At 46.3% G+C, this 15,349-nt stretch carries 11 protein-coding genes and 4 pseudogenes; 9 read left to right on the top strand and 6 right to left on the bottom strand.

Translation table 11 applies throughout. From position 1 onward, the window contains the following. Positions 1-4: 4 nt before the first annotated feature. Positions 5-2,108: pseudogene (scpA, locus tag DXE35_RS04325) on the bottom strand (methylmalonyl-CoA mutase). Between the two features lie 143 nt (positions 2,109-2,251). Here scpA and DXE35_RS04320 point away from each other — a divergent pair. Next, positions 2,252-2,890, top strand: a complete 639-nt coding sequence (locus tag DXE35_RS04320) for a GntR family transcriptional regulator (protein ID WP_114690374.1) — start codon at positions 2,252-2,254, stop codon at positions 2,888-2,890. An 88-nt stretch (positions 2,891-2,978) separates the two neighbouring features. Here DXE35_RS04320 and DXE35_RS04315 read toward each other — a convergent pair whose 3' ends face one another. Continuing rightward, on the bottom strand, positions 2,979-3,332 hold the full coding sequence (locus DXE35_RS04315; protein ID WP_114689680.1) for a c-type cytochrome: 354 nt from the start codon (positions 3,330-3,332) through the stop codon (positions 2,979-2,981). Positions 3,333-3,363: 31 nt separating this feature from the next. After that, a complete protein-coding gene (locus DXE35_RS04310) occupies positions 3,364-3,729 on the bottom strand; it encodes a c-type cytochrome (protein WP_114690373.1) in 366 nt (121 codons plus the stop codon). Positions 3,730-3,894: 165 nt separating this feature from the next. Between DXE35_RS04310 and DXE35_RS04305 the strand changes: the two are divergent. The 3 genes and pseudogenes from DXE35_RS04305 to DXE35_RS04295 all read left to right on the top strand — a co-directional run bounded on the left by DXE35_RS04305 (position 3,895) and on the right by DXE35_RS04295 (position 6,488). Further along, positions 3,895-4,764: pseudogene (locus DXE35_RS04305) on the top strand (AAA family ATPase). Positions 4,765-4,829: 65 nt separating this feature from the next. After that, positions 4,830-5,969, top strand: coding sequence for a vWA domain-containing protein (locus tag DXE35_RS04300; RefSeq protein WP_415069963.1), 1,140 nt, complete (start codon positions 4,830-4,832; stop codon positions 5,967-5,969). 60 nt (positions 5,970-6,029) lie between these two features. Further along, complete coding sequence (locus tag DXE35_RS04295; RefSeq protein ID WP_114689679.1) at positions 6,030-6,488, top strand: RidA family protein; 459 nt, start codon at positions 6,030-6,032, stop codon at positions 6,486-6,488. A 9-nt stretch (positions 6,489-6,497) separates the two neighbouring features. Here the strand turns inward: DXE35_RS04295 and DXE35_RS04290 are convergent, their stop codons facing one another. Next, positions 6,498-7,079: a nucleotidyltransferase family protein gene (locus DXE35_RS04290; RefSeq protein WP_114689678.1), complete on the bottom strand. Its 582-nt coding sequence runs from the start codon at positions 7,077-7,079 to the stop codon at positions 6,498-6,500. A 139-nt stretch (positions 7,080-7,218) separates the two neighbouring features. Between DXE35_RS04290 and DXE35_RS10350 the strand changes: the two genes are divergently transcribed. Both DXE35_RS10350 and DXE35_RS10345 read left to right on the top strand, forming a co-directional pair. Then, complete coding sequence (locus DXE35_RS10350) at positions 7,219-7,743, top strand: XdhC family protein (protein WP_231970002.1); 525 nt, start codon at positions 7,219-7,221, stop codon at positions 7,741-7,743. Between the two features lie 18 nt (positions 7,744-7,761). Continuing rightward, a complete protein-coding gene (locus tag DXE35_RS10345) occupies positions 7,762-8,178 on the top strand; it encodes an XdhC family protein (protein WP_269459900.1) in 417 nt (138 codons plus the stop codon). Positions 8,179-8,193: 15 nt separating this feature from the next. Here the strand turns inward: DXE35_RS10345 and parC are convergent, their stop codons facing one another. Beyond that, positions 8,194-10,569 (bottom strand): DNA topoisomerase IV subunit A, encoded by a 2,376-nt coding sequence (gene parC / locus DXE35_RS04280; protein ID WP_174220957.1) that lies wholly within the window; start codon positions 10,567-10,569, stop codon positions 8,194-8,196. Between the two features lie 71 nt (positions 10,570-10,640). After that, positions 10,641-12,629 carry a DNA topoisomerase IV subunit B gene (locus tag DXE35_RS04275; RefSeq protein WP_114689677.1) on the bottom strand — a complete coding sequence of 663 codons (1,989 nt, stop codon included), beginning with the start codon at positions 12,627-12,629 and terminating at the stop codon, positions 10,641-10,643. Between the two features lie 79 nt (positions 12,630-12,708). On the opposite strand from DXE35_RS04275, the pseudogene DXE35_RS04270 reads away from it, so the two are divergent. The 3 genes and pseudogenes from DXE35_RS04270 (at position 12,709) to DXE35_RS09270 (ending at position 15,304) form a co-directional block, all read left to right on the top strand. Then, positions 12,709-13,930, top strand: a pseudogene (locus tag DXE35_RS04270) (CaiB/BaiF CoA transferase family protein). Positions 13,931-13,968: 38 nt separating this feature from the next. Then, positions 13,969-15,168, top strand: a pseudogene (locus DXE35_RS04265) (MFS transporter). Next, on the top strand, positions 15,161-15,304 hold the full coding sequence (locus DXE35_RS09270) for a hypothetical protein (RefSeq protein ID WP_162784958.1): 144 nt from the start codon (positions 15,161-15,163) through the stop codon (positions 15,302-15,304). The pseudogene DXE35_RS04265 and the gene DXE35_RS09270 overlap by 8 nt, the downstream one beginning before the upstream one ends. Positions 15,305-15,349 lie beyond the last annotated feature (45 nt).

Genomic DNA, 15,349 nt, shown 5'->3' with positions numbered 1-15,349 from the left:
CGTATTAAGCTGGTTTAACAGACTTGCGAATTTGCTCTAGCACATCCTTGGCTGAAGCCGGAATCGGCATACCAGGTCCGTAGATCCCTTTTACGCCCGCCTCATAGAGGAATTCGTAATCCTGTCTTGGAATCACGCCACCCACGAAAAGTCAGCACCCTGCTTTTTCAATTCGGCAATGATGGCCGGCACCAAAGTCTTATGGCCAGCCGCCAAAGTGAAAACGCCCAGAGCATGAATATCATTCTCAATTGCTTGGCGCGCGCATTCTTCAGGAGTGTGGAATAAAGGTCCAATATCTACGTCAAATCCTAAATCAGCATAGGCCGTAGCAACGACTTTTGCGCCACGGTCATGACCGTCTTGGCCAAGCTTGGCAATCATCACACGTGGGCGACGACCGAAGTCTTTTGCAAAATCAGCGATTTCTGTCTGGAGTTTCGCCCAGCCTTCGGCTGAGTCATAGGTAGCTGCATACACACCGGTCACCTTTTGAGTATCGGCGCGATGGCGCGAGTAAACTTTCTCTAATGCATCAGAAACTTCGCCTACAGTTGCGCGCAAACGAATGGCGTTTACCGACAACTCTAATAAGTTTCCAGGGTTATCTTCGGCGGCTTTAGTCAAAGCCTCTAATGCAGCCTGTACTTTTTGCGTGTCACGCTTTGCTTTGATGTCTTTCAATCGCGCAACCTGGCCTTCACGAACCTTGTCATTATCGATCATTAATACATCAACCAGATCTTCTTTACCGAGTTTGTATTTATTAACACCAACAATCACATCGGATCCGGAATCAATCTTGGCTTGCTTCTCCGCGGCTGCCGCTTCAATCTTGAGATTAGCCCAACCACTTTCAACGGCCTTTGTCATACCACCCATGGCTTCAACTTCTTGGATTATTTCCCAGGCTTTATCGGCCATCTCTTGAGTGAGGTTCTCCATCATGTAAGAACCGGCCCATGGATCAATGACGCTTGGAATATGGATTCCTTCTTGCAAAATGAGCTGGGTATTACGGGCAATACGGCTCGAGAACTCAGAAGGAAGTGCAATCGCCTCATACAATGAGTTGGTATGCAACGACTGTGGCCACCAAACACGGCCGCCATCGCTTCAACAGTAGTTCTTACTACGTTGTTATATGGATCTTGTTCGGTTAAGGACCATCCTGATGTTTGGCAATGGGTGCGCAACCTCAATGACTTTGGATTCTTTTGCTCAAAGGACTTCATAATGCGCCACCACAACAAACGGGCAGCACACAATTTGGCAACTTCAAGATAGAAGTTCATACCAATGGCAAAGAAGAAAGATAGACGGCCAGCAAATCCATCTACATCCAAACCCTTTAGCAAGCGCAGTTTTGACATATTCTTTGCCATCAGCCAAAGTAAAAACCAATTCCAATACTTGATTGGCTCCAGCCTGTTGCATATGATAACCCGAAATCGAGTTGAACTTAGGCATATGTTTGGCGGTGTATTCAATAATGTCGCCAATAATGCGCATTGAGGGTTCTGGCGGATAGATATAGGTGTTACGCACCATGAACGCTTTCAGAATATCGTTCTGAATCGTTCCAGATAACCACTTCTGCTTAACGCCTTGCTCTTCACCAGCAACAATATATTCAGCAAGTACAGGTAACACAGCGCCGTTCATAGTCATTGATACAGACACCTTGTCTAATGGAATGCCATCAAACAAAATTTCATATCTTCAACAGAATCAATTGCAACACCGGCTTTACCAACATCACCTGTTACACGCGGATGATCCGAGTCGTAACCACGATGCGTTGCCAAGTCAAAAGCCACTGCAACACCTTGACCACCAGCATCTAAGGCCGTGCGATAAAAAGCATTGGATTCTTCTGCTGTAGAAAAACCAGCGTACTGACGAATAGTCCATGGACGAACTGAATACATCGTCGCTTGAGGTCAGCGCACAAACGGCTCAAAGCCAGGCAATGTATCGGTGTAATTCAGACCATCAACATCCGATGACGTATATAGCGCTTTTAGGTGAATTTCATCTGGTGTTTTCGAGCCCAAGGAATCCACATCGCCATTAGGCGCTGATTGCTGTGCTGATTTTTTCCATATATCTAAGCTAGATTCCGGAAATGAAGGCCATGATTTTTTTCTTTAGAACTCACAAAAACTCCTGGTTGATTTTTGTTGCATTGCATCGAAATATCACTACATTCTGCTTGACAATTTTTCATTTGTCTACATCATTCATAATTATGGATACAAAACTGAATAATAGACCTCTTTATGAAGACGTTGCCGACAGGCTTCGAGAGCAAATATTTAGCAAACAACTTGCCCCGGGAAGCTGGCTGGACGAGCAATCATTAGCGGATCAATTCGGCATTAGTCGCACTCCAATGCGTGAAGCCATCAAAGTTTTGGCCTCTGAAGGCCTGGTCACAATCAAAATGCGTCGAGGAGCCTACGTTACAGAGGTTGTAAGAAAGGATCTTGAGCAGATCTTTACTATCCTATCCCTGCTCGAGGGTCAGGCAGCCAAAGAAACAGCAACAAAAGCTACCGAGGCAGAACTCAATCTACTAGACCATTTGCACCATAGGCTAGAAAAAGCGGCCGCCGATCGTGATATTGAGCAGTTTTTTGAGATCAATGGCAAATTCCATGAATTAATTCAAGAAATAGCCGGAAATCGCTGGATGAATGGCGTGATTGCTGACCTACGAAAAGTTCTAAAGCTACATCGCCGTGACTCATTAACTAGCACAGGAAGACTTCAAGCCCCCCTGGTTGAGCACCGGGATATTCTGAAGGAAATACTGAAAAGGGATGAAATGGCTGCTGAACTGGCAATGCGTAAGCATTTGGCCAGAGGGATTGAGACGCTTCGCTAAAAATAATAGCTATAAAAAATAAATGCTTAGAAGAGTATTCTAAGCCTTTAGTGTTAGTAGCATCAGCTACTAATATTTACTTTGAAGATTACTTTTTAATCACAAAGTTTCCTGGCAACGATGCGATATAAGCGGCGATGTCTTGTAAATCAGCGCCGCTGAAATTTTGAACTTGGGAACCCATGACCGCATTATTGCGACCGTATAGAGCATTGCCATTGCCAACTTTGTAGGCCTTAAGGGCATAGTACACATAATCGGAATACTGACCAGCCAACTTAGGATAAGCCGGCAAGATTGGAGCATTAAGCCAGGCACCATGACAGGAGGCACAGTTGGCTTTCTCTACAAGTGCTTGGCCTTTATCAACGCTAGCAGCATTAGCTAAATGAACCAAACCAATGCTTGAGAACAAAACTGCAGTAATTAGTGCGAATTTCATAAAAGTATCTCTATGTCTCTTTATCAATGAATCACTTCAATGGGTTGTTAGGTGAGCTAGCGGTTTGTGCGGCATAGTACTCGCCGAGGTCCGCCATATCTTGATCAGAGAGGCTGGCAGCAATAGAACGCATCGTTGGGTGTTTTCTTTCACCATTTTTATAGGCAGCTAATGCGCTAGAAATGTAAGCGGCATTTTGGCCGCCCAACATTGGCACCTTGTAGGTCATTGGGTAATCAGCGCGATAGCCAGGAATGGAGTGGCAGCCAATACAGAGCCAAACCTTTGCATTACCAGCCGCGGCGTTACCTTTAACTTCATCACCCTGAGCAACAGAACCAGCAAAAGCCAAAGCTGTAGTTACGGCTACATGAGGAAGAATTGAGAGTTTTTTCATGGCAATCATTATTTAATGGGTTTGATTTAGATCAATTTTGGAAGAGTATAGCGGACAGATGCCCTTCCCCGCCATTCTGGATAGCAAAATCAGTAGAAACACTGAAAAATTCGCCTCCTTTATCTATACTACAACGTTAGACTCAGCACTATCTTTAGCTAAGCCATGAACAAAACCACCTCGCCTGCCAAAAACCGCTTTTCTGGCAGCCAAAGCTACGTAGCCACCGACGACCTGAAATTGGCTGTAAATGCCGCCATCGCTCTGCAGCGTCCACTTTTAATTAAAGGCGATCCAGGAACCGGGAAGACGATGCTGGCCGAAGAAGTGGCAGCCGCCCTGAAGATGCCGCTCTTGCAATGGCATATTAAATCCACCACAAAGGCCCAACAAGGCCTCTATGAATACGATGCCGTTAGTCGCTTGCGTGATTCGCAGCTCGGCGATGAAAAAGTAAAAGATATCCGCAACTACATTGTGAAAGACGTACTTTGGCAAGCCTTCGAAGCGGATGAGCCAACAGTTCTATTGATTGATGAAATTGATAAGGCTGATATTGAGTTTCCGAACGACTTGCTACGCGAAATTGATCGCATGGAGTTTTAGGGATATGAGACCCGCGAATTAATTAAAGCACAGCACCGCCCTCTTGTCATCATCACCTCGAATAATGAAAAAGTGTTACCAGACGCTTTCTTACGTCGCGGATTTTTTCATTACATCACTTGCCCAGATGCGGGCACCATGCAAAGCATCGTAGATGTTCACCACCCCAACATTAAACAAGATCTTCTCGATGCAGCCCTCAAAGCCTTTTACCAAATACGCTCTTTGCCAGGACTGAAAAAGAAGCCCTCTACATCTGAATTAATAGACTGGCCAAAACTCTTATTGGCTGAGGATAGCCCGCCAGAGGCGTTGTACAGTCAAGACGAAAAGATCGTGGTGCCGCCATTACATGTCGCCTTGCTGAAGAATGCACAAGATATTCATTTATTTGAGCGCCTAGTGATGATGAATCGCAATCATCGTTAAGGCAAGTTTCATTTACCTCACTCAGCCATGCTGATTTAATTCTTTCTTAATCTGAAGGAGGCAAAGTGCCTGTCTCAGTGCGAGAGTTTTTAACACTTCTAGAGGCTCTGAAGGCAGGCGTTATCAACCCATCTATCGATGGGTTTTATCAACTTGCCCGCATGGCCTTGGTAAAAGATGAGCAGCATTTTGATCGTTTTGATCAAGTATTTGGCAGCTACTTCAATTGGGTTGAGCAAATCATCGCGCTCTCGCCAGATATACCAATGGACTGGCTTGAGAAAAAACTGCAACGCGTATTAACTGAAGAAGAAAAAGCAGCGATTCAAAAACTCGGCGGTCCGGACGCTCTCAAAAATCGCCTTGAAGAACTTTTAAAAGAGCAAAAAGAGTGGCATGGTGGCGGTAATCAATTGATAGGCGCCGGCGGTTCCTCACCATTTGGACATAGCGGCTATCACCCCGAGGGTATCCGCATTGGCGGCGACAGTGCTGGCAATCACACCGCCATAAAATTTTGGGAAGCTCGAGAATTATTCAAAGACTATGGCAGCGATTTAGCTTTAGGCACTCGCAACATTAAAGTGGCATTACGACGTTTGCGTCGCTTTGCGCGCGAAGGTTCCACTTTGGAGCTGGATATGGACAAGACTATTCATTCAACTGCTGCCAATGCAGGGATGCGGGATATCAAGATCCGCCCTGAACGCCATAATCAGGTGAAGGTATTGCTCCTCATGGATTTCGGTGGATCCATGGATGATCATATTCAGCGGATTGCTGAATTGTTTTCGGCGGCAAAAGCCGAATTTAAACATCTAGAACACTACTATTTTCATAACTGCGTTTATGAAAATCTCTGGAAAAGTAATCGTCGCAGACGCGATCAAGTTACGCCAACTCAAGACATCATTCACAAGTATAGGCCATACTACAAACTAATTTTTGTAGGCGATGCCACGATGTCCCCCTATGAAATCTTGAGTCCCAATGGCTCTGTGGAGTACAACAATAAAGAAGCTGGCGCAGTTTGGATTAATCGCTTAATTGATCACTTCCCCCACTTTGCATGGCTCAATCCTGAGCCTGAGTCCATTTGGCAATACCGTCAATCGATCGACATTATGAAAAACCTCATGAAAGACCACATATATCCCGTAACTTCAAATGGCCTTGAGAGTGCGATGCACCAACTTTCCAAGTAAGATCTAGCCATTCAGGATTGTTTTCATCCCCCTTTTTTCTTACATTTTTCTATATTCAACATGACTATAAACATTAGCGAACGCCTTAAAACCCTTGGAATTGATTTGCCACCCCCAGGACCTCCGGCCGCCGCTTATGTGATGGCAGCAACTACAGGCAATACTGTTTTTCTTTCTGGTCACATTGCTAAACGCGATGGCAAGCCTTGGGTTGGAAAGCTAGGCAAAGACATGGATAGCGAAACCGGTAGGGCCGCCGCACGCTCTATCGCAATCGATTTGATTGCGACTTTACAAAATCACCTTGGTTCTTTAGACAAAGTAAAACACATTGTTAAGGTTATGGGCCTAGTCAACTCTACTGAAAACTACACCGAACAACACTTGGTTGTAAATGGCTGCTCCGAATTACTCTTTGAAGTATTTGGTGACGCTGGTAAACATGCTCGTAGCGCTTTTGGCGTTGCGCAAATTCCTCTGGGCGCCTGTGTTGAAATTGAATTAATCGCTGAGATTTAATTTATTCTTTTAAACCGATTCGATCGGATCAAGCCCCAATTTTTGGATGTCGGCCTGTGTATCGACATCCAATACATAAGCCTCATTTTCGGTAACAACTGCGTTTACCAGCTCTGGATGCTTGTCCATATAAGACCTGCAGGCCACTCCGGGAATCTCCAAAATTTGCTCAAGCACCTTTTTGGAACATAACCCTGGATTGCCTCTTTGTCCTTTGACAATCGGCAATACGATCTCTTGCTTTGCGTTTTCTTCTTTAGTTAATTGAGTAAATTTTTCTAACAAAGATTCAAGCTCTACTCTACCAATATTGAGTTGATCGCATAAAGCAATTATCAAAACGTCATAGTCAGATCGCAGTGATTCAAGACCGAGCCTGACAGAGGAAAACTGACCAAGTTCTGGATGGGGGTTTTTGAGCAAGGCTATTGGGGCTGCCATAACCGACCTTAGTAAATTGATTTCCGCATCAATTTTTTCAGAGTAAAATCCGGTGACCATCAAAGTCTCCACAGGGCTTAAGGCCTGTATTGAATGAAAGAAACGCTTTAATAAGGTATCTCCACCATTAGTAGAGCTTTTGGATGACAACCCAAACGACTACCCTCACCCGCAGCCAGCAATAGGATGGCTAAGCGCAATTTTGGGTTTTTGAGGGATTCACCTACATTAGTCATTAGAGTGATAATAATTAATTATTGGCAAAAGTATTAGCAAAAGAAAATACGGCATGAATAGCACCGATGTAAGCGTCCTCAAATCCGCAGTTGAATGGCTCAAGTCTGGCCAACCCGTAGCGATTGCGACCGTGGCTCAGACTTGGGGGTCAGCCCAACGCCCTGTTGGTTCATGGCTTGCGATTAGATCTGATGGACAAGTTGCCGGCTCGGTATCGGGCGGCTGCGTTGAGGATGACCTCATTCGTCGGGTGCAATCTGCAATCCTGACGCGCAGCACCCCTGAGATGGTTGTGTATGGTGTAATCCAACAAGAGGCCGCACATTTTGGCTTGTCTTGCGGCGGCACACTTCGACTCTTAGTGGAACCCAAACCTGAATTACCCGTTCTTGAAAAGCTGCTAGAGAATATTTCTGCGCATCAAATGACGCGTCGCTCCGTCAATCTATCTAATGGCAAATCCACCCTTAACTTTGGTGAACGTAGCGATGAATTTATTTGCACCGAGCAAGAAATGCAAACTACTTATGGTCCACGCTGGCGCATGATCATCATTGGTGCTGGACAACTTTCCTGATACACAGCTGATTTTGCGCTGGCCTCTGATGTTGAAGTAATCGTCATCGATCCCCGCGAAGAGTATGCGGAAGGGCTGCATCGCGAAGATATTACGTTTGTTAAGGGCATGCCAGATGATGTCTTGCTCGAGATTGGCGTAGATGCTCACACCGCTGTAGTTGCCTTGACGCACGATCCCAAGCTTGATGACATGGCTTTAATGGAGGCACTGAAATCACCAGTCTTCTATGTTGGCGCACTAGGAAGCCGCAAAAATACCCAGAAACGCAAAGAGCGCTTACTAGAGTTTGATGTTAACCAAGAGCAAGTAGAAAAGTTGCACGGCCATGTTGGTCTGTCTATTGGCGCCCTCACTCCACCAGAAATCGCAATATCGATTCTGACGGAAGTGATTGCTGTTAAATACGGCCTAAGTGTTCCGAAGAAAAACTAAGTCAAATTAAGTAAGTTAATTTGCTTTTAGCTTCGCATCTTTCAAACGTGGCTCAACAAAATGCCCCTTACGTGCACGGTTGCCCGCAAATGACTTTAAGGTTTTCGCGTCTAAACTGAGCTCAGTAGGCTTGCCCGAACGACCAGACCCTGAATAAGTAGCCCCATCAGACCCTACCGCTATAGCGGAAGCTAAAAACTCCTTATCGTCCAAGCCCATCAGAATGACGCCTTTGCCACCCGTTGGCAGACGTTTAATTTCATCCAATGGGAAGACTAGTAATTTAGAGGCTTCAGATAAGCAGGCAACTTGTTTCATACCCACTTTCACCTTAGCGGCACCTAATGGCGCATCACCAGGAACTTTGGCATCGATACTTAAGAATGATTTGCCCGCCTTATTACGAGTACTCATGTCCGCAACATTAACCAAGAAACCATAACCCGCTTTTGTAGAAAGCAAGACCAAGTCATCAGGTTGTCCCGCGTAGTAGGCAACCATCTGCGACCCAGCGGCCAAATTCACAAAACGAGTCAAAGGAGATCCATCGCCACGGGCTCCGGGCAATTCGCTAACAGGAACAGTGTAGACACGACCATCGCTGCCAAAGCCTTGGATCACGTCAACTGTCCTCACCTCAAAAGTGGCGTACAAAGCATCGCCAGTTTTAAAGCTAAATTGAGTTGGGTCGTGTTCATGGCCTTGACGTACACGTACCCAGCCTTTTTGAGAAACAATTACCGTTACCGGCTCATCAATGACTTTAGTCTCAGCTACAGCGCGTTTGTCTTCTTGAATCAGAGTACGACGATCATGTCCGAAATCCTTCATGTCGGATTCGATCTCTTTAATGATGCGCTTACGCAAGACGGTGTCGCTTTGCAATAAACCTTCTAAATCATCACGTTCAGACTTGAACTCTTTCAACTCTTGCTCAATCTTAATGCCTTCTAAGCGAGCCAACTGACGCAAACGAATATCCAGAATATCTTCGGCCTGACGATCACTTAGTTTGAACTCTTTGATCAAATCCGCTTTGGGTTCATCGCTATTGCGAATAATCTTAATGACTTTATCAATATTCAGAAGAACGGTTAAACGTCCTTCCAAGATATGCATGCGGTCTTTTACTTTACCCAAACGATGCTCCGTTCTGCGAGTAACTGTAGCCACCCTAAACGCAATCCACTCGGAGAGAATTTCTTTCAAGCCCTTTTGACGTGGACGCCCATCGTTGCCAATCATCACCAAATTCATTGGCGCATTGGACTCCAGTGAAGTGTGAGCCAATAATAGATTGACGAACTCATTCACGTCGATATTCTTGCTCTTGGGCTCAAAGACCAAGCGCACCGCGGCATCCTTGCTGGACTCGTCGCGCACGCCATCGAGCACATTCAAAATAGTCGATTTGAGGTTATTTTGTTCTGGTGTTAAGGTCTTTTTACCAACCTTCACCTTCGGATTCGTAATCTCCTCAATCTCTTGTAAGACGCGTTGAGATGAGGTTGCCGGTGGCAATTCATTCACAACAATCTGCCATTGTCCACGAGCCAGTTCTTCGATAGACCAACGCGCGCGCACCTTAATGCTGCCGCGCCCCACTTCATAAATTTGCGCGATTTCCGCGGCAGAAGAAATAATTTGTCCGCCACCCGGATAGTCAGGGCCAGGCATTATTTCGAGCAACTCTGCAGTGCTCATTTTAGGAGACTTCATGAGAGCCACAGCTGCAGAGGCTACTTCACGCAAGTTATGTGAAGGAATTTCGGTTGCCATACCCACTGCAATACCAGAAGCGCCATTGAGCAACACAAATGGAAGACGTGCTGGCAACAATTTAGGTTCTTGGAATGAACCATCATAGTTTGGTGCGAAATCCACCGTACCTTCATCAATCTCACTTAAGAGCAAGCTAGCGATCTTGGTCAAACGTGCCTCGGTATAACGCATTGCTGCCGCGCCATCGCCATCACGAGAACCGAAGTTTCCTTGACCATCGATCAATGGATAACGCAATGAGAAACTTTGCGCTAAGCGTACTAAAGCGTCGTAAGCGGATTGGTCGCCATGCGGATGGAACTTACCAAGCACATCACCCACTACACGAGCGCTTTTTACTGGTTTGGCATCAGCACGCAGACCCATCTCACTCATGGAGAATAAGATGCGGCGCTGAACTGGCTTCTGGCCATCAGCAATATCTGGCAATGCGCGGCCTTTAACAACGCTAATGGCGTAATCTAAATAGGCACGTTCTGCGTAGACAGCGAGGGTTAAGCTGTCTTTGCCGTCTTCGTTCAGATCAATGGTTTTAGGATCGTGATTGCCTGATCCACCATTCGATGATGCCGCTATTACTGGCGCTTCATCTACCTCAACAACGTCCATTTCAATCGGATTGGATAATAAATCCGCCTGATCGGCTGGAGTGTTTTTTCCAAGAGTCTTTTTAGTAGTCATTAGATATCAGCCTCTACTTCATTGCCACGTTCTTCGAGCCAATCACGACGGGCCCCAGATTCAGACTTACCCATCAACATATCCATTGTTTTAAATGTTTCGTCTTCAGTCCAAGCGCCTAGGGTCACCGGGAATAAACGGCGTGTATCAGGATTTAAGGTTGTATCCCACAGTTGCTCTGCACTCATTTCACCTAAACCTTTAAAGCGGGAGATCTGCCAAGCAGTTTCTTTAATGCCATCTTTGCGTAACTTATCTTCAATCGCTTGCAGTTCGCTAGCATCCAAGGCGTAAATCTTTTGCGCCGGCTTCTTGCCGCGTGCCGGTGCATCTACTCTAAATAGAGGGGGCCTCGAAATATGCACATGACCCAACTCAATTAATTTAGGGAAATGCTTATAGAACAGCGTCAAGAGTAAAACCTGAATATGCGCGCCATCGACGTCCGCATCAGAAAGAATGCAAACCTTGCCGTAACGCAAATTCGATAGATCAGGATTCTCATTCGGACCGTGTGGATCAACGCCAATCGCCACTGCGATGTCATGCACTTCATTATTGGCAAACAAGCGATCTCGCTCGGCTTCCCAGGTATTAAGGACTTTGCCACGCAAAGGCAGAATGGCTTGATATTCCTTATTGCGGCCCATTTTGGCCGAGCCGCCTGCTGAGTCCCCCTCCACGAGGAAGATTTCGTTCATGCCGATATCTTGACTTTCACAATCGGTCAACTTGCCCGGTAGAACCGCTACACCAGAAGATTTTTTCTTCTCGACTTTTTGGCCGGCGCGAGTTCTTTCCTGGGCCTGTTTAATGACGAGATCCGCTAACTTGCGCCCATAATCAACGTGCTGATTAAGCAAGAGCTCTAAAGCAGATTTAACATAGCCAGAAACTAAACGTACCGCATCACGAGAATTGAGGCGCTCTTTAATCTGACCCTGGAATTGTGGATCTAAAACCTTTGCAGACAAGATGAAAGATGCGCGGGCAAACACATCCTCTGGCATTAATTTCACACCCTTTGGTTGCAGAGCATGCATTTCGATAAAGCCATTAACCGCATTGAATAGGCCTTCACGCAAACCACTTTCATGTGTACCGCCAGCGGGAGTCGGAATCAAGTTCACATAACTCTCTCGCACTGGCGCGCCATCTTCGGTCCAGCAAACCACCCAAGCCGCGCCCTCACCTTCAGCAAAGGAATCATCATCCCCAGTGCCAGTGGCGTATTGCTCACCTGCAAATGGTGGAATCACCTCTACGCCGTGTCCAGCCTGTGCGATAGCTTCATTTAAGTAGCCACGCAGGCCTTCGGCATATTGCCAAGTTTGGGTATCGCCACTTTTCTCTTGGATCAGGGTAACTTTGACACCGGGCAATAGAACCGCCTTAGAGCGCAATAAGCGTATAAGCTCAGGCATCGGAATAGCTGAACTATCAAAGTATTTGCCATCCGGCCAGGCGCGTACGCGTGTGCCGTGTGACTTGTCTTCTTTTGAAGAGGCAATCGATTTTAGTTTTTTAATCACCTTGCCATCGGCAAAGGTTAATGTGGACATTTGGCCATCACGCCAAACGGTTACTTCGAGCCTCTTAGATAATGCATTGGTTACCGAAACACCAACACCGTGCAAACCGCCTGAGAATGCGTAGGCGCCACCTGTGCCTTTTTCAAACTTACCGCCAGCATGCAATTGGGTGAAAACGATTTCAACCACCGGCAACTTCTCGGTAGGATGCATACCCACCGGAATCCCGCGGCCATCGTCCTCAACACTCACACTGCCATCGGTATGCATTGTGACGATGATTTGCTTACCAAATCCCCCAAAAGCCTCATCAGAAGCGTTATCGAGCACCTCCTGAATGATGTGGAGAGGATTGTCGGTGCGGGTGTACATTCCAGGCCGCTGACGGACTGGTTCCAGCCCTTTTAGGACCTGAATTGACGATTCGCTGTATTCGGAAGTTTTACGGGTAACCATGCGCGCAAATTGTAGTCATGTCTGAACTCTAGACTGAATTGTTCGGGAATTCCCCTGTCATTAATGCCAAAATCAAGAGATGGGAGCCTTAAGTCATATTCGTTTTTTAGACCTTAGCCGCGTCTTGGCTGGTCCTTGGTGCGCTCAAAATCTAGCGGATTTGGGTGCGGACGTCATCAAAGTTGAAAGACCGGTAGTTGGGGATGACACCCGCCATTGGGGGCCTCCTTTCGCCAAAGACTCCAATGGCCATGAAACAGAAGGATATGCCTACTGTATTTGCATTAACCGCAATAAACGCTCAATTACGGTCGACATTGCCAAACCTGAGGGCCAGGAACTCATTCGCCAACTAACCGCCGAATCGGATGTGGTGATCGAAAATTATAAAGTTGGCGACCTAGCCAAGTACGGCATCGACTATGAAATCCGTAACAAGGTGAAGCCCGACCTAGTCTATTGCTCCATCACAGGCTTTGGTCAAACCGGACCGTATGCACATCACCCTGGCTACGATTTTATTATTCAAAGCATGGGTGGCTTTATGAGCGTTACTGGTGAGGTTGATGACTTTCCTGGAGCTAGTCCACAAAAATCAGGGGTGGCGATTGCGGATATCTTCACCGGCATGTATGCCAGAACCGCGATTCTGGCAGCCATAGTCCATCGTGACCACACTGGCGAAGGTCAATACATTGTTATGTCTTTGCTTGATCCCAAGGTAGCGGTCATGGCAAACGTCTCCAGCGCCTATCTCACCTCAGGTGAAGTGCCAAAGCGCTGGGGCAATGCTTCTCCGATCATCGTCCCTTACCAAACCTTTCCCACTTCGGATGGCTGGATGATTGTTTGGTGCAGGAAATGATGGCCAATTTAGGCATTTTGTCATTGCGGGCGGTGAAGCGCATTTAGCCGATAACCCCCTCTTTTTTTCAAATCCTTTGCGCGTCGAGCATCGCAAGCAACTGATACCGCTTTTAGAGCAGATGACTCGCAAGAAATCCAAGAGTGAGTGGATCAAGCTGTTCGAACAAGCGAATGTTCCTTGTGGACCAACCAATAATTTCAAAGAAGTTTTTGAAAACGAGCAAGTCAAACATCGTGGTGTGCAAATCGATGTTCCACACCCCACTGTAGGCACTATGAAATTAGTAGCCAGTCCTATGCGTTTATCAAAGACGCCTACAGAAGTGCGCATGGCACCACCAATGCTCGGTCAACATACCGAAGAAATTTTGCATGAGCGCCTCAAGCTCGATGCCAAGGCTATTGAAGCATTGCGAAGCAAAGAAATCATCTAATAACCATCAGCCAGCAAAGTACCAAACTCGGCCTCTCTATGCGACAGGTCCTCATCTACGATGGACTCATGGTGACTCTATCCATGGGCATTTGCCATGGTTTTGGTCTTTTTAATCTACCCATCACTTCAGCCAATGGCTGGGGTCGCGAAACCTTTGCTTTAACAATTGCCCTACAGAATCTGATCTGGGTCGCAGTGCAACCCGTTACTGGCGCCCTGGCTGATCGCTATGGCGCTTTCAAAATCATAGTTGCCGGTGGAATTTTGTATGCGCTTGGGTTGATGGGCATGGCCATCTCTTCCGATGTCATGAACTTCACCTTAGCGGGCGGTCTGTTGATCGGCTTGGCGCAAACAGCAACAACCTACAGCATGGTCTACGGAATTCTAGGTCGCAATGTTCCCGCAGAAAAAAGAGTTTGGTCAATGGGCATTGCTGCGGCAGCTGGATCATTTGGTCAATTCCTGATGATTCCAGTCGAACAAGGTTTACTTAGCGGCTATGRCGCACAAGATGCCTTGCTCATTTTGGGGCGCATAGCAAGCCTCATGATTCCTACGGCATTTATGTTGCGTGAGAAGCATTTCACCCACTCTCACAATTTGGACGATCAAACCATTAAGCAACCTTTAAAAGAAGTGATAAACAATCCCAGCTTTCGCTTACTTACATTAGGTTAGTTTGTCTGCGGATTTCAGGTGGTATTTATTGCGGTTCATTTGGCGCCCTATCTCAAAGATCTGTCTTCCAACTACCCAGCGGTAGGCGCACCTGTCGTAGCCACAACTGCCCTTGCCCCAATCGGCCTCTTTAATATCTTTGGTACCTACAGCTCAGGAATCTTAGGGCAACGCTTTCCGAAACGCTATTTACTATCTGCAATCTATCTTGGTCGCTCATTTGCCATTACCGCCTTCTTATTGATACCGCCAAGCCCAATGAGCACTTATATTTTTGGGGCAGTGATGGGCTTCTTGTGGCTATCGACCATTCCCATCACCAATGGAATCGTAGCGCAAATATTTGGTGTGAAGTATTTAACGATGCGCTCTGGGTTTGTCTTTTTCTCTCACCAATTAGGCAGTTTCTGTGGCGCATTTCTGGGTGGCTATTTATTCGACCAAACCGGCTCATATTTAGTTGTATGGGAAAGCGCGATTGGATTGGGCGTGTTTACCTTCTTAGTTAATCTTCCTGTCAAAGAGCGCGCTATACATCGAGTTGCCAATGCTTAGAAAAAAACCAGCAATGTGGAAAATCATTTCTTATGGATTTGGTTTGCTTATTTTGTTATTTATTTTCTCAATGTACTTTGCACCCGATATGATGGTAGCCATCACCAATCAAGTATTGGCGTTATGTGGTTGGTAATTTTGAATGCATTACTGATCATTCTTTAGAATTCGCTCAACACAA

Origin of the sequence: Polynucleobacter necessarius (assembly GCF_900095215.1) — a bacterium.
Taxonomy (GTDB): domain Bacteria; phylum Pseudomonadota; class Gammaproteobacteria; order Burkholderiales; family Burkholderiaceae; genus Polynucleobacter; species Polynucleobacter necessarius_H.
The sequence above is the reverse complement of the archived record's forward strand: the minus strand, read 5'-3'. Positions and strand labels throughout refer to the sequence as shown.